The sequence below is a fragment of the Pseudomonas sp. RtIB026 genome, assembly GCF_016861355.2.
GTDB classification, from domain to species: domain Bacteria; phylum Pseudomonadota; class Gammaproteobacteria; order Pseudomonadales; family Pseudomonadaceae; genus Aquipseudomonas; species Aquipseudomonas peradeniyensis.
In genome coordinates this window covers 4,384,012-4,404,202 of record NZ_AP023348.2, presented here as the reverse complement: position 1 = coordinate 4,404,202, position 20,191 = coordinate 4,384,012, and the positions used below count along the sequence as shown (strand labels likewise).

The 20,191-nt window shown below is 66.0% G+C and carries 22 protein-coding genes; 9 read left to right on the top strand and 13 right to left on the bottom strand.

Annotated features, from left to right (window positions below):
* The first annotated feature begins 2 nt into the window (after positions 1–2).
* Together tssM and PRtIB026_RS19655 are read left to right on the top strand one after the other, a co-directional pair.
* A complete protein-coding gene (gene tssM / locus PRtIB026_RS19660) occupies positions 3–3,593 on the top strand; it encodes a type VI secretion system membrane subunit TssM (protein ID WP_203652124.1) in 3,591 nt (1,196 codons plus the stop codon).
* 102 nt (positions 3,594–3,695) lie between these two features.
* Positions 3,696–4,460, top strand: coding sequence for an SDR family oxidoreductase (locus PRtIB026_RS19655; RefSeq protein WP_203652125.1), 765 nt, complete (start codon positions 3,696–3,698; stop codon positions 4,458–4,460).
* A gap of 136 nt (positions 4,461–4,596) precedes the next feature.
* Here PRtIB026_RS19655 and nhaA read toward each other — a convergent pair whose 3' ends face one another.
* The 6 genes from nhaA to PRtIB026_RS19625 all read right to left on the bottom strand — a co-directional run bounded on the left by nhaA (position 4,597) and on the right by PRtIB026_RS19625 (position 9,677).
* Positions 4,597–5,799 (bottom strand): Na+/H+ antiporter NhaA, encoded by a 1,203-nt coding sequence (nhaA, locus tag PRtIB026_RS19650; protein ID WP_203652126.1) that lies wholly within the window; start codon positions 5,797–5,799, stop codon positions 4,597–4,599.
* 576 nt (positions 5,800–6,375) lie between these two features.
* Positions 6,376–7,161: an ABC transporter ATP-binding protein gene (locus PRtIB026_RS19645; RefSeq protein ID WP_203652127.1), complete on the bottom strand. Its 786-nt coding sequence runs from the start codon at positions 7,159–7,161 to the stop codon at positions 6,376–6,378.
* 11 nt (positions 7,162–7,172) lie between these two features.
* Positions 7,173–7,928, bottom strand: a complete 756-nt coding sequence (locus PRtIB026_RS19640) for an ABC transporter permease (protein WP_203652128.1) — start codon at positions 7,926–7,928, stop codon at positions 7,173–7,175.
* Positions 7,929–7,930: 2 nt separating this feature from the next.
* On the bottom strand, positions 7,931–8,686 hold the full coding sequence (locus PRtIB026_RS19635) for an ABC transporter permease (protein WP_203652129.1): 756 nt from the start codon (positions 8,684–8,686) through the stop codon (positions 7,931–7,933).
* A 134-nt stretch (positions 8,687–8,820) separates the two neighbouring features.
* Entirely contained in the window at positions 8,821–9,228 is a 408-nt protein-coding gene (locus PRtIB026_RS19630) for a DoxX-like family protein (RefSeq protein WP_203652130.1), read from the bottom strand.
* Positions 9,225–9,677, bottom strand: a complete 453-nt coding sequence (locus PRtIB026_RS19625) for a thiol-disulfide oxidoreductase DCC family protein (protein WP_203652132.1) — start codon at positions 9,675–9,677, stop codon at positions 9,225–9,227. The genes PRtIB026_RS19630 and PRtIB026_RS19625 overlap by 4 nt, the downstream gene beginning before the upstream one ends.
* A gap of 156 nt (positions 9,678–9,833) precedes the next feature.
* Between PRtIB026_RS19625 and PRtIB026_RS19620 the strand changes: the two genes are divergently transcribed.
* The 3 genes from PRtIB026_RS19620 (at position 9,834) to PRtIB026_RS19610 (ending at position 13,162) form a co-directional block, all read left to right on the top strand.
* Positions 9,834–10,028 (top strand): DUF1289 domain-containing protein, encoded by a 195-nt coding sequence (locus PRtIB026_RS19620; protein WP_186734552.1) that lies wholly within the window; start codon positions 9,834–9,836, stop codon positions 10,026–10,028.
* Between the two features lie 69 nt (positions 10,029–10,097).
* Complete coding sequence (locus PRtIB026_RS19615) at positions 10,098–10,442, top strand: hypothetical protein (RefSeq protein ID WP_203652133.1); 345 nt, start codon at positions 10,098–10,100, stop codon at positions 10,440–10,442.
* A gap of 527 nt (positions 10,443–10,969) precedes the next feature.
* Positions 10,970–13,162 carry an OsmC domain/YcaO domain-containing protein gene (locus tag PRtIB026_RS19610; protein ID WP_203652134.1) on the top strand — a complete coding sequence of 731 codons (2,193 nt, stop codon included), beginning with the start codon at positions 10,970–10,972 and terminating at the stop codon, positions 13,160–13,162.
* Positions 13,163–13,396: 234 nt separating this feature from the next.
* Here PRtIB026_RS19610 and PRtIB026_RS19605 read toward each other — a convergent pair whose 3' ends face one another.
* Genes PRtIB026_RS19605 through PRtIB026_RS19590 form a run of 4 tightly spaced genes read right to left on the bottom strand, consistent with a single transcriptional unit; the run spans position 13,397 to position 15,752 of the window.
* Entirely contained in the window at positions 13,397–13,864 is a 468-nt protein-coding gene (locus tag PRtIB026_RS19605; protein ID WP_203652135.1) for a DoxX family protein, read from the bottom strand.
* Positions 13,865–13,874: 10 nt separating this feature from the next.
* Entirely contained in the window at positions 13,875–14,630 is a 756-nt protein-coding gene (locus tag PRtIB026_RS19600; protein WP_267812738.1) for a DNA-binding domain-containing protein, read from the bottom strand.
* Positions 14,627–15,460 carry a DUF692 domain-containing protein gene (locus PRtIB026_RS19595; RefSeq protein WP_203652136.1) on the bottom strand — a complete coding sequence of 278 codons (834 nt, stop codon included), beginning with the start codon at positions 15,458–15,460 and terminating at the stop codon, positions 14,627–14,629. Before PRtIB026_RS19595 ends, PRtIB026_RS19600 begins: the two co-directional genes overlap by 4 nt.
* 16 nt (positions 15,461–15,476) lie before the next feature.
* Positions 15,477–15,752: a DUF2282 domain-containing protein gene (locus tag PRtIB026_RS19590; protein ID WP_203652138.1), complete on the bottom strand. Its 276-nt coding sequence runs from the start codon at positions 15,750–15,752 to the stop codon at positions 15,477–15,479.
* A gap of 214 nt (positions 15,753–15,966) precedes the next feature.
* Here PRtIB026_RS19590 and PRtIB026_RS19585 point away from each other — a divergent pair, with 214 nt between their 5' ends.
* The 4 genes from PRtIB026_RS19585 to PRtIB026_RS19570 all read left to right on the top strand — a co-directional run bounded on the left by PRtIB026_RS19585 (position 15,967) and on the right by PRtIB026_RS19570 (position 17,636).
* Positions 15,967–16,554, top strand: coding sequence for a sigma-70 family RNA polymerase sigma factor (locus PRtIB026_RS19585; RefSeq protein WP_110738064.1), 588 nt, complete (start codon positions 15,967–15,969; stop codon positions 16,552–16,554).
* Complete coding sequence (locus PRtIB026_RS19580) at positions 16,541–17,182, top strand: DUF1109 domain-containing protein (RefSeq protein WP_203652140.1); 642 nt, start codon at positions 16,541–16,543, stop codon at positions 17,180–17,182. The genes PRtIB026_RS19585 and PRtIB026_RS19580 overlap by 14 nt, the downstream gene beginning before the upstream one ends.
* A gap of 124 nt (positions 17,183–17,306) precedes the next feature.
* Positions 17,307–17,450, top strand: coding sequence for a PA0050 family protein (locus tag PRtIB026_RS19575; RefSeq protein WP_110738062.1), 144 nt, complete (start codon positions 17,307–17,309; stop codon positions 17,448–17,450).
* 48 nt (positions 17,451–17,498) lie between these two features.
* Positions 17,499–17,636 carry a PA0050 family protein gene (locus tag PRtIB026_RS19570; RefSeq protein WP_232857492.1) on the top strand — a complete coding sequence of 46 codons (138 nt, stop codon included), beginning with the start codon at positions 17,499–17,501 and terminating at the stop codon, positions 17,634–17,636.
* Positions 17,637–17,807: 171 nt separating this feature from the next.
* On the opposite strand, the gene PRtIB026_RS19565 is transcribed toward PRtIB026_RS19570, so the two are convergent.
* The 3 genes from PRtIB026_RS19565 to PRtIB026_RS19555 are packed head-to-tail and all read right to left on the bottom strand — an operon-like array spanning position 17,808 to position 20,166.
* On the bottom strand, positions 17,808–18,980 hold the full coding sequence (locus tag PRtIB026_RS19565) for an ATP-binding protein (protein ID WP_244670982.1): 1,173 nt from the start codon (positions 18,978–18,980) through the stop codon (positions 17,808–17,810).
* Positions 18,981–18,985: 5 nt separating this feature from the next.
* The gene (locus PRtIB026_RS19560; protein ID WP_203652142.1) at positions 18,986–19,675 is read right to left on the bottom strand and encodes a response regulator transcription factor; all 690 of its coding nucleotides are present in this window, start codon (positions 19,673–19,675) and stop codon (positions 18,986–18,988) included.
* Positions 19,672–20,166 carry a cysteine hydrolase family protein gene (locus PRtIB026_RS19555; RefSeq protein WP_203652144.1) on the bottom strand — a complete coding sequence of 165 codons (495 nt, stop codon included), beginning with the start codon at positions 20,164–20,166 and terminating at the stop codon, positions 19,672–19,674. The genes PRtIB026_RS19560 and PRtIB026_RS19555 overlap by 4 nt, the downstream gene beginning before the upstream one ends.
* Positions 20,167–20,191: the final 25 nt, after the last annotated feature.

The window sequence follows — 20,191 nt, the reverse complement described above, 5'->3', positions numbered from 1 at the left end:
CCATGAGCAAACTCTGGGCGCTTTTCAAACGTTGGGGCCTGCCGCTGGCGTCCCGAATCAATCTGGCCATGCCGCTGTTGCTGGGCCTCGGAGCGGTGTTGCTGCTGGTGCTGATCTGGTGGCTCGGGCCGCAATGGCAGTGGCACGGACAGCAGCCGTTGGCCAGCCTGACGCATCGCAGCGTCGCCACACTGCTGCTGGTGTTGTTGCCGTTGCTGATCTGGCTGTTCGTGCTGCGTGCGCGCTTTCAACGGCTGCAGGCCGAACGCCAGCGGGATATCGAGGCGAGCGCCGACCCGATATTGCCTGTGCTCCGGTCTCAGCAGCGCGCCCTCGATGCGGGGCTGGCAAGCTACCTGGAGCATGCCGGCGGGTATGGTGCGTTGTATCGGTTGCCCTGGTATCTGCTGCTGGGCGACGAGGGCGCGGGCAAGACCAGCCTGATGGAGCGCTCGGACCAGCGCTTTTCCCTGACGCGGATCGGCAAGGTCCAGGCGCACGGGCGCCAGGACGAGGCGTTGGCCTATCCCGTGGACTGGTGGATCAGCGACGATGCGGTGGTCATCGATCCGCCGGGGGCGCTCATGACCCGGCAGGCCCCGGATGGCAACCTGCCCGACACGCTCGACAAGGCCAGGCCGGTACTGCCGGCTGGAACCCAGGCCCGGTTATGGATACACCTGCTGGGTTGGCTGGCCCGCACGCGCAGCCGTAACGCCCTCAATGGCGTCGTGCTGGTCGTCGATCTTGCCGCCTTGCAGCTGGCCACGCCGCAGCAGCGCATGGCCTTGGCGCAGGTGTTGCGGGCTCGCCTGCATGAAGTGAGCAACCAGTTGGGCGCGCGTTTGCCTGTGTATGTCGTGCTGAGCAAGTTCGATTTGCTGGATGGGTTCGAGCAGTTGTTTGCGCGCCTGACGCAAGCTGAGCGAGAGCGGTTGCTCGGGTTCACCTTCAGGCTGGATGCCGTCAGCGCGTTCGATGCCTGGCTGGATGAACTGACCGAGCAATACGACTGGTTGGTGAGGCGGACCGAGGAGCAGGTGCTCAACGACCTGGGCGTGCTGGGCAAGACCGACCTGCGTGAACGGCTGGTGTCATTGCAGGGCCAACTGCTTGGCCTGCGTCCGATACTGCTGGCGTTCCTGCGCGAGATGCTGGTGAGTGATCGCTTCACCACGCCTGCACTGGTGCGGGGCCTGTATCTGTCCTCGATGCTTCAGCAGGGCCAGGTGCTCAACGCCTTCCAGCGCAATGTGGCTCATCCCTTCAAGGCCGATGCGCCGGTCAGCGAGGGCAAGCCCCAGGGTCGGCAACAGGCGTATTTTGCCCAACGCCTGTTCCAGCAGGTGGTGTATCCGGAGGCCGGGCTGGCCGGCGACAACATCAGGGTGGCGCTAGGCAAGCGCCGCCTGCTGTGGGTCGGCTCGGGGGTCGGGGTATTGGCGCTGGTCGTCATGGGCAGCGCCTGGCAGCGTTACTTCGAGGTCAACAGCGACAAGGTGGCCAGGGTCCTGGACATGAGTCGAGCATTCGGCAGCCATGAACTGGATCAGCGGCTGGACCCCACTGGACGCAACCTGCTGGCGCCACTGGAGCAGATTCGCGAGGCAGTGTCCGTGTTCGGCGACTATCGATCAGCCTGGCCGGTGGTGGCGGACCTGGGGCTCTACCAGGGGCGCCTGCTGGGGCCGCGGGTCGATGAGGCCTACCTTAACCTGTTGTCCAGGCGCTTCCTGCCGGCCGTCGCCAGCGGGGTGATCGACGCCATGGATGCCGCGCCTGCGGGCAGCGAGCAGCAGATGGCCGCGCTCAGGGTGTACCGGATGATCGAGGACCGCCACAACCGGCGGCCGCAATGGGTCGAGCAGTGGATGGCCCGGCAATGGCAGGCGGCCTTCCCTGGCCAGGGGCAACTGCAGCAGGCCCTGATGCGTCACCTGCAATACGCCCTGGCCTATGCCGATACCGAGCTGCCACAGTTCCGCCAGCGGCTTGGCCAGGCCCAGCAAGGCCTGCGTGAGGTGCCACTGGCGCAGCGGGTGTATGTCAGCCTGAAGCAGCAGGCCCAGGAGCAGTTGCACTATGGCCTGGACCTGCGTCATGAGGTCGGGCCTGCCTTCGATTCGGTGTTCCAGCTCCGGTCCGGCGACGCCCAGGTGCCCGTTGACCTGCTCCTGGCGCCCATGCTGACGGCCAAGGGCTTCAGCGAGTACTTCATGCCCCGTAGCGCGCAGGTCACCGACCTGGCAATGGTCGATCAGTGGGCGCTGGGTGAGCGCCGCCAACTGGATTATTCACCGGCTGATCGCGAAGTACTGATCGAGGGGATCCGCAATCTCTACAGCGCGGACTATATCGACAGCTGGCGGCGAGCCCTGAACGCACTGGCGATTGCCCATTTCCGCGACCTGGAGCATGGGGTATCGGTACTGGGGCAATTGACGGGTCCGGCAGAGCCCTTGCGTCGACTGCTGGAGAGCGTGCGCGCCAATACGGCGATGTCCACGCCGGCGGACAACGCAGAGGCCCCGAATCTGGCGGGGCCGGCTGTCGACCAGCATCTGGTCGGTATTCGCCGGGCCTTCTCGGGCTTGAACGACATGCTGCAGGCCAAAGGCGACAGGCCCAGCTATTACGATGAAACCTTGAGCGCGATTGCCGCCGTCCACGATCAGGCGAGAGGGGTACAGGACAGCCCCGACAGGGGCAAGGCCGCTCTGCAGGCGGTGCTACAGCGTTTTTCGATGAGTGGCGCGGACCCGATTGCCACCTTGCAGCGGGTTGCGACAGGGCTGCCCGAGCCGGTCGGACAGCAGGTGAGGGCCGTCGCGGACCAGACGGCGCAAGTGCTGGTCGTCGAGGCGCTGCGTGAGCTCGAGCGGCGCTGGGATGCCGACGTCTACAGCTTCTTCCAGCAGCGCTTGGCAGGACGATATCCCTTTGTGGTCGGGGGGGCTGATGCTGCCCTCGATGATTTCGAGGCGTTCTTCGGGCCCAAGGGGCGCCTGCAGCAGTTCCAGGAGCGGTACCTGAACGCATTCATCAAGGACAACCTCGACGCGCTGTACGCCGAGAACCAGGATGGCTACCTGATTCGCAACGAAGTCATCGAGCAACTCGCCCTGGCAGACCGTATTCGCGAAACGTTCTTTGACCCGCGCGGCAACCTCGGCGTGCAGTTCAGCATCGAGCCCCTGGGGCTCAGCGCCAATCAGCGCACCAGCTTGCTGGACCTCGATGGTCAACTGGTCTCCTACACCCACGGCCCCAGCCAGATCACCGGTGTGATCTGGCCCAACACGCTTGGCCAGCAGGTACGCAGCAACCTCACCCTGCTTAGGCTCAATGGCAACAGCAGCAGCCTGGAATACCGGGGCCCCTGGTCGATGTTCCGCCTGCTCAGCCGTGGCGCCCTGAATGGCCGCAGCGCCACCGCGGTGGACCTGAGCTTCAAGACCGGTGACGGTGTGATGCGCTATCGGCTCAGTTCGGAGAAAGCCTTCAACCCGATCACCCAGCAGCCGTTCAAGGGCTTCAAGTTGCCGCGTACCTTGCTGCAGCAACCTATCGCAGATGCACCGCAGGCCATATGAGCCAAGGTTGATAGTGCACAAGAAACGGAGAGCTTCCCGGCACCACGCCACCCGATAGTACCCCGCGCACCCTGCACCCAACTTCAGGACGAGGTACTTATCATGCAACTGGCAGGCAAAGTGGCAATCATCACCGGCGCCAGCTCCGGTATCGGCCGAGCTGCGGCGACATTGTTCGCCCGGCACGGCGCCAACCTTGTGCTCACGGCTCGGCGCGAGGTCGAGCTTGAGCAGTTGACGGCGGACATCGCGGCGGCAGGGCAAGGCCAGGCCGTTGCCGTGGCCGGCGACATCACCGATACGGCATTGGTCAGGGAACTGGTGGACGTGGCGGTGGCGCGCTTCGGTGGCCTGGACATTGCCTTCAACAATGCCGGTACCCTCGGTGAACTGGCTGCCGTTCCCGAATTGTCCCTGGAGGGCTGGCAACACACCCTGCACACCAATCTCACCAGCGCCTTCCTCTGCGCCCAGGCACAGATTCCGGCGTTGCTGGCCCGTGGCGGCGGCTCGCTGATTTTCACCTCGACCTTTGTCGGCCACAGCGTGGGCATGCCGGGCATGGCCGCCTATGCGGCGAGCAAGGCCGGGCTGGTCGGCCTGGTCCAGGTCATTGCGGCGGAGCAGGGCAGCCGTGGCATACGCGCCAACGCGCTGCTGCCCGGCGGTACCGATACGCCTATGGGCCGTAGTGCGATGAACAGCCCCGAGGCCCGGGCCCATGTCGAAGGGCTGCATGCCCTCAAGCGCCTGGCCCGGCCGCAGGAGATCGCCGAGGCGGCGTTGTTTTTGGCGTCGCAGGCATCGAGTTTCATGACCGGGACGGCCATGGTGGTGGATGGCGGGGTGTCGGTGGTGCGGGGGTGAGGTGGGCTGCAGGTTCCGCGTGGCGCTGTGGAAACGATCGCGGGGCAAGCCCGCTCCCACGCGGGTCCAGTTACTACACGCAAGTTCAGTTACCAGTAGATTGAACGGGGCTGCCAGGCAGCCCCGAGCGCTTGTATCAATCAGCCGGTTTGGGCGCGAAGCGCAGGATCAGGCAGGCGATCACCGCCGACAGCAGCGAGCCCAGCAGGATGCCGATCTTGGCCGCGTCGATCTTCTCGGTCTGGCCGGGGAAGGCCAGCTCGCCGATGAACAGGCTCATGGTGAAGCCGATGCCGCACAGCATTGCCACGCCGTAGATCTGCAGCCAGCTGGCGCCATGGGGCTTGCTGGCCAGGCCGGTCTTGACCGCCAGCAGCACGCCGCCGAACACGCCGAGCTGCTTGCCCAGCAGCAGGCCCAGGGCAATGGCCAGTGGCAGCGGGGCGAAGATGTCGCTCAGGCCCAGGTCGCCGAACGAGACGCCGGCGTTGGCGAAGCCGAAGGCCGGCACGATGAGGAAGCCTACCCAGGGCGCCAGGCCATGTTCCAGCTTGAGCAGCGGGCTGGCTTCGCGGGCCTCGCTGTCGCCGGTGCTGTAGGGGATCAGCAGGGCACCGACCACGCCGGCGATGGTGGCGTGCACGCCCGACAGCAGGGTCACGTACCACAGCGCGGCCACGCCGATCAGGTAGGGCCACAGGCTGACCACACGCAGGCGATTGCACGCCAGCAGGACGGCGACGATGCCGGCGGCGCCGGCCAGGGCCAGCAGGTTCAGCGACGAGGTGTAGAACACGGCGATGATCGCCACCGCGCCCATGTCGTCGATGATCGCCACCGACACCAGCATCACCTTGAGCGACAGCGGCGCGTGCCGGCCGAGCAGGGCCAGGGCGCCGACGGCGAAGGCGATGTCGGTGGCGGCCGGGATCGCCCAGCCGTCGGCCAGGCCCGGCTCGCCACGGGACACCGCCAGGTAGATGAGCGCCGGCACGGCCATGCCCATCAGTGCCGGCAGGGCCGGCAGGCGACGCTGCTCCCAACTGGCCAGGCGACCGTCGACCAGCTCGCGCTTGATCTCCAGGCCCACCAGCAGGAAGAAGATCGCCATCAGGCCATCGTTGATCCACATGTGCACGGTCATCGGGCCGAGCTTGTCGGTCAGCACCGGGCCGACGGGCAGGTGCAGCAGGTGCTGGTAGGCACTGGCCCAGGGGCTGTTGGCGATGACGATGGCCAGCGCGGCGGTGAACATCAGCAAGACGCCGCCGGCCGCCTCGGTGGCCAGCAGGTGCCGCAGCATCGAGCGCGGCTTGACGGGTGGAAGGGGTGCGGTCATGTAACGCTCCTCGTTCATGGCATCACCCTCGCGGTGGCAGTGGCGCGGCGGGCAACGGGCACGGCGGGACGCTGGCTCCGGACAAGACGGGCCACTGCGGCGAAGGGCGAGAAGAAGGATGGGGAATGCGGCGCAACAACCCACGCCGTGAAGACACGGGGCAGGAAGGGCCATGGGGAATGGAGGCATGCGTGCAACATGGACAAATCTCACGGAAAACAAATGAATGTTCTCCGTATTCGGGAAGGCTCCCGGGCGCACGCAGCACACGCCAGGCGGCCATTCTAACGGTACGGGCGCAGGTGTGTGTTGCATTTTTGCATCGAAATGTTGCCAAGCGAAGGTATCGCTTCGTGGCAGCGTGTTCGACGACAGAGTTGCAGCGTTCTTGAGATCGAGCGCCGCGCGGGCGGCGCTCGATCTCATAGGCGCTGCAAGGGTTGCGGCGAACACCTGGAGACCCCCACCCGGTCTAACGTCGGCGGTTTCGCCATCGGTGGCGCGATGGCCACGGTGCTGGCCCACATGCTCGGTTAGCTGCTGATGACCGAGCCGGCCATGCCCACGCCGGACAGGTCAATGCCCGACCAGTTGCGCCAACAGGCGCTGCTTGTGCTGGAACAACAGCGCCGTATCGCGTTGTCGCGGATGTGCCAGCTCCAGTTGCACCTGCTCGCCGATGCGCCCCGGATTGGCCTCCATCACGATCACCCGGTCGCCCAGGTACAAGGCCTCCTCGATATCGTGGGTGACCATGATCACCGTGCAGCGCTCCTGCACCCAGATGCGCTGCAGCTCCTGCTGCAGGCGCACGCGGGTCAGGGCATCGAGGGCGCCGAAGGGCTCGTCGAGCAGCAGCACCTTGGGCTTGTTCACCAGCGCCCGGGCGATCGCGCCGCGCTGGGCCATGCCGCCGGAGAGCTGGTGCGGATAGGCCTGCTCGTAGCCTCGCAGGCCGACCAGGGCGATGTGCTCATCGACCAGGCGCTGCTTCTGCGCCGTGCCCAGGTCATGGTTCTTCAAGGCCAGGGCGATGTTCTGCTGCAACGTCATCCAGGGGAACAGGCGGTGGTCCTGGAACACGATGCCGCGCTCCAGGCCCGGGCCGTTGAGCGGCTGGCCGTCGAGCAGGATCTGCCCCTGGTAGTCCGGGTCCAGGCCGACGATCAGGCGCAGCAGGGTGGACTTGCCGCAGCCGCTGGCGCCGAGGATGCTGACGAACTCGCCGGGGCGAATGTCCAGGTCGATGCCTTGCAGCACCGGCACGGGCCGGCCCTTGAGCGGGTAAGTCTTGCTCAGGTTGCGGATGCTCAGCGCGCCGGTCTGCACGTGGGCGGGAAGGGATTGGGCGATGGCGGTCATGGTCGGGCCTTTCAACGGGTGGGGCGCCAGCGCAGCAAGCGGCGGGCGAGCAGGGTGGACAGCCAGGTCATCAGGTAGCCGCACAGGCCGATGCACAGCACGCAGATCACGATGATCTCCATGCGTGCGCCGGCCTCGGCGTTCATCATCAGGTTGCCCAGGCCGGCGCCGGAGGCGAGGAACAGCTCGCTGCCGACCGCCGTGACCCAGGCGAAGGCCAGGGCCTGCAGCACACCGGTGACGATGCTCGGCAGGGCGGCGGGCAGCAGCACCAGGCGCAATTGCTGCCAGTGCCCGAGCGCCAGCACCTGGCCGACTTCGCGATGGCGCACATCGACCTGGCGCAGGCCCTCGAAGGTGTTGAGCACCATCGGGTACAGTGCCGCCAGGCTGACGATCAGCAGCTTCGACGCTTCGCCGTTGCCCAGCCACAGGGCGATCAGCGGGATCCAGCCGAGCATCGGCACCTGGCGCAGGGCGTGGAACAACGGTGCCACCAGGCGGTTGGCCAGGGGCGACAGGGCCATGAGCGCGCCCAGAGCGACGCCACCGACGATGCCCAGGGCGAGGCCGGCGCTGGTGCGGGCCAGGCTGGCCAGCAGGTTGACCAGCAGCTCGCCGTTGCCCAGCAGTTCCACCAGGGCCTGGCCGATGGTCGCCAATGGCACGAAGGCGTAGGCGCCGGCGGCGTCCTGGCGCGAGGCCAGTTCCCAGGCGCCGATCAGCAGCAGTGGCAGCAGCAGGCCACGCAGGTTGCGCAGATTCATCATTACCTCCCGGCTTGCCAGCCGGACAGGCGCCGTTCGACACGGCGCAGCGAGAAGTCCAGGGCGAAGCCGATCACCCCGGTGATCGCCACGCCCACCATCACCACATCGATGCGCAGCATCTGCCGGCCCATCTCGATCATCTGCCCCAGGCCGCTGTCGGCCGCCAGCAACTCGCAGGCCACCAGCACTACCCAGGCGCGGGTCAGGGCCACGCGCACGCCGGTGACGATGGCCGGCACCGCGGCGGGCAGGGCGATGCGTGCGACCAGGGTCGGCCAGCGCAGGCGGTACACGGCGGCCACTTCGAAGTGGCTGCGGGGGATGGCGCGGATGCCCTCGACCGTGGCCAGGGCCACCGGGAAGAACGCAGTCTTGGCGACGATCACCACCTTGAAGGTCTCGTCGATGCCCAGCAGCAACACCAGCATCGGGATCAGGGCGATGCTGGGGATCTGTCGCAGGGTATGGAACAGCGGTGCGCAATAGGCCTCGACCGTGCTCGACAGGGCCATGGCCGTGCCGAACGCAAGGCCGGCCAGCGCGCCGGCAGCGAAGCCCAGCGACAGGCGCGACAGGCTGCCGGCCAGGTGTTCCTGCAATTCGCCGGTGGCCAGCAGGTCGGCGAAGCTGCGCCAGACCTCCAGGGGCGGCACCAGCAGGTTGGCCGGGAACAGTCCGGCGTCGGCGATCACGGCCCACAGGGCGAGCAGGGCCAGGGGCGAGACCAGCCAGGTGAGGGCTTTGAATGGGGACATGGCGAACCTTGTGCACGGCGGGTGATACCGAGGTATCGCAATCGCCGTGCCAGGGACCAGGCTACGGTTTTACAGGGGCTGCGAGCGGGGCTGCTGGTGGCGCAGCAGTGGGGTGTTGCTGTGGCAGCAATCGGTCAGCAATGGCCCGGAACATTCGTGGGGGACTGTCTTGCAGCGTCCTGGCGGGAAAGCCAGGCCACGGCACACAGCGCCATCCCCGCCACATTCAGCGAAACCGGGTTGAAGGCATCCACCAGCATCGAGGGTTGCATCACCGCCACATCCACCAGCAGGCCCAGCAGTACCGCTGCGCCGACCAGTAACGGCCAGGCCAGCCGTTGCACCAGCAGCAGGGCGGCGAGCGCCAGTTCGGCCACGCCGGCGGCCTGTGACAACCAGGTGGCGTGTGCCAGCCCGTGAGCTTGCAGCAGCACCTGTTCACCGGGGCTGAGAATGATCAGCTTGGGCACCAGCCCATGGTAGGCGAACACGAAGGCCAGGCTGGCCCGGGCCAGCCAATGGACCTGGTTTAGACGGTTCATGGCTGCTCCTCGAGGAAACGACGCTGGTGGTCCGGGCTGGGTAGCAGGCATTGGTCGTATCGGCCGAACAGCCGATAGCGGTTGAGCGCCACGCGGTCGTACAGCCAGTCCCGCAATCTGCGGGGACACAGGCGCAGCACGCGCAGCAGCGGCCAGGCACCGGGCAGCTGGCGGACCACCTCGAAGAAGGCCTCGGAGCGTACCCAGTAGTGTCGATCGCGGATCACCGCCATGGTGTCGAACGCTGTCACCGGCAGGCCTGCCCAGGCCAGCAGGGCCTGGCCTTGCGCTGATTGGACCGTGGCCAGGCGGATACGCAGGTGGCGATCATGGCGGATAACGAACCTCGCCCAGCCGTTGCACAGCCTGCACACACCGTCGAACAGCAACACGGTTTCCCCTGGCGCAAGCAGTGGGGCAGCGGAAGGGCGTATCAGTGAGGCGGGCATGGCTTGCTTCCGTTCAGGCTGGAAGTGGCATTTTAGAGGGCTTAAGTGGGAAATGGCGAGCCACCGGCGCTGGGCGCAAACTGCTTCCTCAGGGATGGGTCGGTTCAAGGGCGATAGCCGAACCGTTATCATGCGCGCCCGACATTGGAGCGCCCCATGGCCAAAGACATCGACAACCCCTGCGTCTCGCTGTGCCAGCTCAACAGCGAGTTGTGCGTGAGCTGCGGCCGTACCCGGGACGAGATCCGCAAATGGCGGGGCATGAAACGCCCGGAGAAGATGGCGACCGTGCAGCGGGCCGCGACGCGGATGAAGGCCATCGTCAAGAAAAACGCCAGGCGATCGATCTGAGAGACGCTGAACACCTTCAGAGGGCTGGCCTAGACTTGCGCTGACGACCGTATCCGTGGGAGAGCGCCCATGCGCAGACTCTGGAAAAAGTACCTCGCACTGCTCGACGCCGACCTCAGTACCAAGGTCTTCGACAATTTCAAGAACCTGCTGGTGTGCGCGCTGCTGTTCGCCGCAGGCACCGAGGCGATCCACGGCAACCAGCAGGTCCTGCTGGGGCTGTGGGTGTTCAGTTTCACCGGCTGGGGGTTGATCCTGGTGTCGGCGCTGCTGTTTCTGCTGAATGTCAGCGATACCTTGCACCGCCTGGCGAAGTTGCCCTATCACACGGTACTGCAGGTGACCCTGTGCCTGGTCTACCTGATCCTGGCGTCGCGGGTGGTCGAGATCGTCTGGAGTTTCAGGGCGGAGTAGGCATCGCGGCGGATTCGGGCCTGGGGCCATTCCTTTTATGGCCTTTGGGTATTGGGGGTATTGACCGAGTGAGGGCTGCCAGGTGTTCGCCGCAACCCTTGCAGCGCCTATCAGATCGAGCGCCGCCCGCGCGGCGCATCGCGACGCAAGGCCGCTCCTACATCTGTTTCAGGCCAGTCAATCCTGTGCCATTACCGGGTCCGCCTTGTTGGTACAACGCGGTTTCAGCGTGGGCACCACTGTCGCTCCACCTGTCTCAAGACATGCGCCAAGGCGGGCAACCATGGCCTGACAGGTTCGGCACGTTGCAACAAATGTGGGAGCGGCCTTGCGTCGCGATGCGCCGCGCGGGCGGCGCTCGATCTCATAGGCGCTGCAACGCTAACGTCGGACACCTTGAAAGGCCTGGGCACCGCATGCAGGTGAGCGGCCGACCTCCAACTCGTCGCCAGCCAACACTTCCCGGCAAAAATCCCGGATAATGCCCGCCATTTATCCGTTCCCGCCCGCTTTTGGTACCCCTGCGCATGGAAATCAAGGTCAATTTTCTCGACAACCTTCGTCTCGAAGCCAAGTTCGACGACTTCACGGTGATCGCCGACCAGCCGATCCGCTACAAGGGCGACGGCTCGGCCCCGGGGCCGTTCGACTACTTCCTGGCGTCGTCGGCCCTGTGCGCGGCGTACTTCGTCAAGCTGTACTGCCAGACCCGCGATATTCCGACCGAGAACATCCGCCTGTCGCAGAACAACATCGTCGACCCCGAGAACCGCTACAACCAGATCTTCAAGATCCAGGTCGAGCTGCCCGAGGACATCTCCGAGAAGGACCGCCAGGGCATCCTGCGCTCCATCGACCGCTGCACCGTGAAGAAGGTGGTGCAGACCGGCCCCGAGTTCATCATCGAGGAGGTCGACAACCTCGACGCCGATGCCCAGGCACTGTTGATGCCGGTGTCCGACAGCACCACCTACATCCCGGGCAAGGACCTGCCGCTGGAGCAGACCATCGCCAACATGTCGGCGATCCTCGCAGGCCTGGGGATGAAGATCGAGATCGCCTCGTGGCGCAACATCGTGCCCAACGTCTGGTCGCTGCACGTGCGCGACGCGCAGTCGCCGATGTGCTTTACCAACGGCAAGGGTGCCACCAAGGAAGCGGCGCTGGCCTCGGCGCTGGGCGAGTTCATCGAGCGGCTGAACTGCAACTTCTTCTACAACGACCAGTTCTGGGGCGAGGACATCGCCAACGCGGCGTTCGTGCACTACCCGAACGAGCAGTGGTTCAAACCAGGGCCCAAGGACGCGCTGCCGGCCGAGATCCTCGACGAGCACTGCCTGGAGATCTTCAACCCGGACGGCGAGCTGCGCGGTTCGCACCTGTACGACACCAACTCGGGCAACAAGGAGCGTGGCATCTGCTCGCTGCCGTTCGTGCGCCAGTCGGACGGCGAGACGGTGTACTTCCCGTCCAACCTGATCGAGAACCTGTACCTGAGCAACGGTATGAGCGCCGGCAACACCCTGGCCGAGGCGCAGGTGCAGTGCCTGTCGGAGATCTTCGAGCGGGCGGTCAAGCGCGAGATCCTCGAAGGCGAGCTGTGCCTGCCGGACGTGCCGCAGGCGGTGCTGGCCAAGTACCCGGGCATCCTCGCCGGCATCCAGGGGCTGGAAGAGCAGGGCTTCCCGGTGCTGGTCAAGGACGCGTCGCTGGGCGGTGAGTTCCCGGTGATGTGCGTGACCCTGATGAACCCGCGCACCGGCGGCGTGTTCGCCTCGTTCGGCGCTCACCCGAGCTTCGAGGTGGCGCTGGAACGCAGCCTCACCGAGCTGCTCCAGGGCCGCAGCTTCGAGGGCCTGAACGACCTGCCGCAACCGACCTTCGACAGCCTGGCGCTGACCGAGCCGAACAACTTCGTCGAGCACTTCATCGATTCCAGCGGCGTGGTGTCGTGGCGCTTCTTCGGCGCCAAGGCCGACTTCGAGTTCGTCGAGTGGGACTTCTCGGGCCATGGTGAGGACTCCAACCAGCAGGAGGCGCAGACCCTGTTCGGCATCCTCGAGGACCTGGGCAAGGAAGTGTACATGGCCGTGTACGACGACCTCGGCGCCACCGCCTGCCGCATTCTGGTGCCGGGCTATTCGGAGATCTACCCGGTCGAGGACCTGATCTGGGACAACACCAACCGCGCCCTGGGTTTCCGGGCCGACATCCTCAACCTGCACAAGCTGGACAACCGTTCGCTGAAGCTGCTGCTCAAGCGCCTGGACAATGCCGAGGTGGACGACTACACCACCATCACCACGCTGATCGGCGTCGAGTTCGACGACAACACGGTGTGGGGCCAGCTGACCATCCTCGAGTTGAAGCTGCTGATCCACCTGGTGCTGCAGCGCTTCGAGGAGGCCAAGGAGCTGGTCGAGATGTTCCTGCAGTTCAACGACAACACCGTCGAGCGCGGGCTGTTCTACCAGGCGCTGAACGTGGTGCTGGAGGTGGTGCTGGACGATGAGCTGGAGATGGCCGACTACGAGCACAACTTCCGGCGCATGTTCGGCAATGAGCGGATGGACGCGGTGCTGGGCTCGGTGGATGGCAGCGTGCGCTTCCATGGGCTGACGCCGACCAACCTGCAGCTCGAAGGGCTGGACCGCCACCTGCGCCTGGTGGAAAGCTACAAGAAACTGCACGCGGCGCGGGCGCGGGCGGCAGGGCTCTGAACCGAGCCGCTCGAATGAGTGAAATGGGTCGCCTGGCGACTAATGCCAGTCAGTTAAGACCGTTGGGTCGCTGCGCGACCCTTCGCGGGTAAACCCGCTCCCACAAGTACAGCGCTCGCTTCAGCGTTTGCGCGATCCTGTGGGAGCGGGTTTACCCGCGAAGGGCTGCAAAGCAGCCCCAATAAGTGCGATGAAGCGCAATCCCACAGGCATTAGCCTGGCAACCCTTTTTCTTTAGCGCAACCGCAGCACCCGGTCCAGGGACAGTGCCCCGCCGCCCCGGGCGATCAGCAGCAGGAGCAGGCCGGCCCAGGAAAGGTGGGTGGGCCAGGCATCCGGGTAGACGAAGATCTCGATCACCAGGGTCATGCCCAGCAGGGCCAGGGCCGACAGTCGGGTGAACAGGCCGAGCACCAGCAACAGCGGGAACAGGTGCTCGGCGTAAGTCGCCAGGTGCGCCGCCAGCCAGGGTGACACCAGTGGCAAGGCGTACTCGCTCTGGAACAGCTCGTAGGTGCCGGGGGTGATGCTCAGCAGGCCTTCGACCTTGGTCCGACCGGACAGAAAGAAGATCGAGGCGATGCCCAGGCGGGCGACCAGGCACAGGACACTGTCGCCGAGCAAGCGTTGCAGCTGTGCGGCGGCGCGGTTCCAGTAAAGGCGCAGGCCGTGGGGCGATGGGCTGGCGTGGCTGATGTCCATGGCGTTTTCCTCAGGTGAAGGCGAGCGGGCGCAAGGCCCGGGCATTCAGCAGCCCGCCAAGCAGGTCACTGAAGTCCAGGTCGGGTTGGGCGTGCAGGGCAAGCTGTGAGGCCTTGTCCAATGTGTAGCCGGCGGCACAGGCATCGAGGAAGGTGCATCCCCCCAGGCTCAACGGCTGGTGGACGACGCCTTCACGGGCGCCGCTGAGCAGGGCGCCCTCGGCCACCCAGGGCCGATCCTCGGGCCAGGCCCTGCCGTCGCGGCTGTGGTGCCAGAGGCTGTAGGCAGGATGCTGGTCGAACCAGTGCCAGCGTACGCCGGAGCGCGGGCTCAAGTGGCTGCGTTCGAGGTCCGAGGCGGTCATGCCGGCCAGGTCGGCCAATGTCAGCCAGGGCTCGTCGTCGGCGCCGAACGCTTCGCACCAGGCGAAGTCCAGCCGTGCGACGTCCGCCAGGTAGCAAAGCCCATGGACGGGCTGCAACGCCTCGAGAAATGCCGGAAACGCCGCGCCATAGCGGATCAGTCGCACATCACAGGGCGGCGATTGCCGGGCATATTCCGCGGTGGCGTCGTGCATCCATTGGCGCCCGACCAGGGTTTCGACGCTGGGAAAGTTGGCGCGCAGGGCCTCGACGCAACCGGCCAGCACCGTGTTGCGGTACACCGTGAACGCGGGCTGTGCTGTCAGTGCCACCAGCTCAGGCGCGGGGCGCTGATAGACGGCGTCGATGAAGGCATTCTGGAACTGTCCGAGGCGCAGGTTCATGGCAAGGCTCCTGCCAGGTCGAGGGTGGCCTGGGCGAGGGCGCGTTCGGCGAGCAGTTCGTCAAACGCGGGGATGTTGCCGTCGCGTTCAATCAGGGTCGGACGCGGACCGATGCGGGCGATCAACTGCTGGTACAGCGACCACACCGGCGCGGCGATGGCGGCGTCGTGGGAATCGACCAGCAGTGCGCCCTGGGCGTCGTGACGGTGTCCGGCCAGGTGGATCTCGGTGATGGCCTGGGCAGGGAAGCGGGCGAGGTAGTTGGCGGCATCGAAGCCGAGATTGTAGGCACTGACGTACACATTGTTGACGTCCAGCAACAGGCCGCAGCCGGTGCGTCGCACCAGCTCGGCGAGGAAGTCGATCTCATCCAGGTCATGGCCCTGCAGGTGCAGGTAGTGGCTGGGGTTCTCGATGGAGATGCGGCACCCCAAAGCGTCCTGGGTGCGCTGGATGTTGTCGGCAATGCGGGCCAGGGCCTCGTCGCTGCGGGGGAAGGGCAGCAGGTCCGGATGATACTGGCCGCGCCAGGTCGACCAGGCCAGGTGTTCCGACACCAGGGCCGGGTGTACCTGGTCGATCAGGGTACGCAGGCGCCGCAGGTGCGTGGCGTCAGGTTCGGCATCCGCCGCCAGTGACAGTGCCACGCCGTGCAGCGACAGCGGATGGCGCTCGGCCATCCGCGCCAGCCAGGCCAGGCGAGGGCCGCCGACCATGTAGTTTTCCGGATGGACTTCGAACCACAACCCTTCGGCGTGGCAGGCCCAGGCCTGGTCATAGTGCTCGGCCTTGAGGCCGAGCCCTGCGCCCATCGGCGTATTTCCGTTCATGGTCGATGGCCTGTGCTCAGGATTTGATCGGGGTCAGCGAACCCATGCCGTTGGGGGTCTTGATCGAGGTGCAGGTACCCGTCGGCACGTTTTTCCACTGCATGCCGTCGTAGTCTTTTTTCGCGCTGCCGGCGCAGGTGGTGCCGGCGCCGGCCTTGCAGTCGTTCTTGCCGGCCATGGCCACGCCGTAGCATTTCTCCATGGTGGCCGCCTTGGTGGTGTCGTCGGCCAGGGCTGCGCCTGCCAGCGAGGCAAGGGCGAGGGCGGCGGTGGCGAGGGCGAGGGTTTTCATGGTGTCGTCTCCAGAAGATGGGGCCGTGGCGATGTACCGGCGGCTCATGGAGTAGTTCGCGGCGATAGGCGAGGCGGTTACAGCGCTTGCAAAATATTTTTCGCCACCTGCGCCGCCCACCTAAGGTAAGGAAGCGGCGTCGGTGCTTGCGCAGGGCGTTGCGGCGATGGTTGGATAAAAAAGAAACCCACAGACGGTGTAACCCCGGCGGCCGATGCAACGAACTAACCCACAGGATGTGCTCAGTGCACGCGAATCACAGCTGCAGGCCCTGCTGTTGCTTGGTCTGGCCGGTGACGCCGGGGCCTATCGCGAATTCCTCGCGGCGCTGGCGGTGCACTTGCGTGGTTTTTTGCGTCGGCGCCTGGCGCAACGACCGGCCGAGGTCGAAGACTTGCTGCAGGAGGTGCTGCTGGCGGTGCACAATGCCCGCCACACCTACCAGGCGCAGCAACCGTTGACCGCCTGGGTGCAGGCGATCGCCCGCTACAAGCTGGCCGACCACTGGCGCGGCCAGGCCCGGCGCGAGGCGCGCCACGAGCCGCTGGAGGATGACAGCGAGTTGTTCGCCTGTGGCGAAGAAGAGCCGGCCCAGGCCAGCCGGGACCTGAACAAGCTGCTCGGGCAGTTGCCCGACCGCCAGCGCCTGCCCATCGTCCACGTCAAGCTGGAAGGGCTGTCGGTGGAGGAAACCGCGCGTATCACCGGGCTGTCCAGTTCGGCGGTGAAGGTGGGCATACACCGGGGGCTCAAGGCCCTGGGAAGGTTGATTCGAGGTAAAGACGACCATGAAGACCGATGAGTTGATCAGCCTTTTGGCGACCGCCGCAGAGCCGGTGGATCGTCACGTGCTGGCGCGCCGCCTGCTGCTGGCGCTGCTGGCCGGCATGCTGGGCGCATTGTTGATGACCGTGGCCATCTACGGCGTGCGCAGCGATCTGGCCGAGGTGGCGCGCACGCCGTTGTTCTGGGCCAAGCTGGCCTTGCCCACCAGCCTGGGCCTGCTGGCCCTGTGGCTGACCCAGCGCCTGGCCAGGCCAGGTGTGCGCGGCGGCGCGCTGTGGGGATTGCTCGGCCTGCCGCTGCTGCTGGTGTGGCTGGGGGCAGCCGTCAGCCTGGCCGGCGCGCCGGTGGAGGCCCGCGCCGACCTGATCTTCGGCCGCACCTGGCGCACCTGCGCGTTGAACATCGCCCTGCTCTCGGCACCCGTATTCGCCGCCGTGTTCTGGGCCCTGCGCGGCCTGGCGCCGACCCGGCTGCGCCAGGCAGGCGCCGCCGGCGGGTTGCTCGCCGGATCCACCGCGACCCTCGTGTACTGCCTGCACTGCCCGGAAATGACGGTGCCGTTCTGGGGGCTGTGGTACCTGCTGGGGATGTTGCTGCCGACCGTCGTCGGGGCGTTGGCAGGGCCTCGGCTGCTGCGTTGGTGATTGGGTGCGGTTTTGCCGCACTAGACATTGGTCTATTGGCGCATTTGCGGGGATGGTCTTTTCTGTTGCATGCCCGACGTTCGAGCGTATCGGCGCAATCGATGTTTCGACCAGGGAGGTCATCATGAATGGAAAATGGCTGGCAGCCGCGATGCTGCTGTGGATGTTCTCGCTGACGGCACAGGCCGACTGCGCGGTACTGGGGCCAGGGGAGGATCCGTGCGCAGGTCCGGTGCTGGGCCCCACGACCTGCGTGTGCGAGCCCTGATCGCCTGAGGGCGCAAGGAAGAATCAATCATTGACCAGGAGGTTATCCGTGAAGAAAGCCATGTTGGCTGTGCTGCTATCGTGGGGGCTCGTCGCCACGGCCCAGGCGTCGTGCCCGGTGTTTGGTCCAGGTAAGGATCCATGTGCCGGGCCGGTGTTCGGCCCAACCACCTGCCAGTGTCCCTGAAGCTCGATCAGGGCAGGAGCCGCGCTTGTGTTCCCCTGTAGGAGCGGCCTTGTGCCGCGAAAGGGCTGCGCGTAGCAGCCCCGGCGATTTTGCATGATGTAGAGATCCTGGGGCCGCTACGCGCCCCTTTCGCGGCACAAGGCCGCTCCTACAGGGCAACGTGTGAAGCCTTCAAGCTGTGGTGACCAGGGGCAATGTCACCTGCAGCGCCAGCCCGCCCTCGGCCCGGCGCTGCGCCGAAATGCGGCCGCCATGGGCCTCGCAGATCGCCTGGGCGATCGACAGGCCCAGGCCACCACCACCGCTGACCCGTGCCCGTGACTGTTCGGCGCGCCAGAAGCGCACGAACATGTTGCCCAGGTCCTTTTGCTCGACCGCTTGCCCACGATCAAGAAACTCCAGCAGCACGCAGCCTTTGGCCTGGCACACGGCGACGCTGAGCTCGCGGCCGTCGGAGGCATATTTCAGGGCATTCTCGATCAGGATGTTGATCAGCTGGCCAACCCGCGCCGGGTCGGCCTCGATCACCACGTCATCGGCCAGCGCCGTGTGCAATTGCATTCCGGCTGCCTCGAACTGCGGCGCGAACCAGGCCAGGCGCTCCTCGACCAGCCTGGCCGGGGAGAACAGGCTGATGTGCAGGGGCAGCTGCCCGGCATGGGCCAGGGACAGCAGGTGCAGGTCGCCCACCAGGGTATTGAGGTTGTACAGCTGGTTCTGCACCAGGCGCAGTTGCTCGGGGCACAGCGGGAACACCTCGTCGAGCATCCCCTGTACCCGGCCCAGCGCGGCATTGAGTGGGGTGCGCAGTTCATGGGCCAGGTTGGAGCTCGACTCGGCCACTTCGCTTTCGTACAGCGCCAGGCGCTCGACCAGCTTGTTGAAGTCGGTGCACAGGCGCTGCATTTCCTTGGGCTGGCGCGGGTGCTGGCTGACCCGCACGCTGAGGTCGCCCTCGGCCACCCGCCGTGCCCCTACGGCGATCTGGCGGAACTGCCGGGACAGCGGCCTGGACAGGTACAGGCCGACCATCAGGGTGAACGGGATGACTACGATGACAAAGCCGTACAGCACCAGCCAGTCGATGCTGTTGCCGGGGCCGGGGAGAAAGTCGTGGATGTCGTAGTAGGTCTGCAGCAACTGCCACAGCCGGGACTCGTTGCGCGGCACATCGGCCAGGCCGGCCAGCAGCGCGGCGCGGTCCTCGGGCCGCATCGACTGCAGCACCAGGTAGTCGCTGATCCAGAAGTACAGGTACATGCACACGGTGATGGTGATCACCGCGCCAACGGCGAGCAGGGTCATTCTCAGGCCGACCCACAGCCACAGCGGACGTTTGCTCATGGCGGTCAGCGGAACCGATAGCCCACGGAGCGCACGGTCACCAGCGCGCCGCTGACGCCCAGGGCTGCGAGCTTGCGCCGCAGGTTGAGCACGTGGGTGTCGATGATACGTACCAGCGCATCGCTCTCGGGCATGCACAATTCGAGCAGTTCCTCGCGGCTGAAGGCCTTGCTCGGAGTGCGCAGCAGCGCGGCGAGCAGGAGCAGTTCCGAGCGGGTCAGGTCGAGCACCTGCTCCTCGCCATCGCTGGCCCGCACCCCGGCCACGAAACGCTCGGCATCGACCCAGACGCCCAGGCATTCCAGGCGCTGGCGACTGTCGGCCGATGCGCCGTAGCGGCGCAGCACCGCGTGTACCCGGGCCACCACTTCCTTGGGGTTGCAGGGCTTGACCACGTAGTCGTCGGCGCCGTAGCGCAGGGCGCCGATCTTGTCCGGCTCGTCGCCGATGGCGGTGACCATGATCACCGGGGTGTCGGCGCCGCGGCGGATCTCGGTCAGCAGCTCCGGCCCTGACATTTTTGGCAGCATCATGTCCAGCAGCACGATCGCTGGCGTGCGCTGGCGGAACAGGGCCAGCCCGCGGGCGCCGTCCTCGGCGATGTCCACCTCGAAGCCATCGCGCTTCAGGTAGGCTTCCAGAATGCTTGCACTATCGGCGTCGTCCTCGACGATCAATACGCGCTTGGCGCTCATGGGTTGCCTCGTGGGTCGCGCAGCCCGGACAGCACCTCGGCGGCGGTAGTGACGTGGCCGAAGTGGTGTTTCCACAGGTCGATGCCCAGCTGCCCGGAGCGGTCCAGCGAAGAGCCCATGGTCAGGTCGGTAACCAGCGTTGGCGTCAGGCCCGCATCGAACAGGGCGAAGCCGGCGGCCAGCACGCAGGTTTCGGTTTGCAACCCGCAGACCAGCACCCGCTCGACGCCGAGGCGCTTGATGTAGTCGAGGGTCTCGGTGGTCTGGCCGTAGCCATGCTTGACGAACACCTTGTCCGCCTCGACCAGGGCCACATCTTCAGCAGCCGGGTGCCAGCCGAGCTGGCGCTGGAACGGGGTCACCTGCTCGTCGTGCAGCTCGATCGAGGCGATGGTGGGGATGTGCGCCGACAGCACGCGGATGCCATCCACCAGTTTCTCGGAGGGGCTGAAGGTGGATTGCACATCGACGATGAGCAGGACTTGCTGCATGACAGAGTTCCAGGCCGGTTTGGAA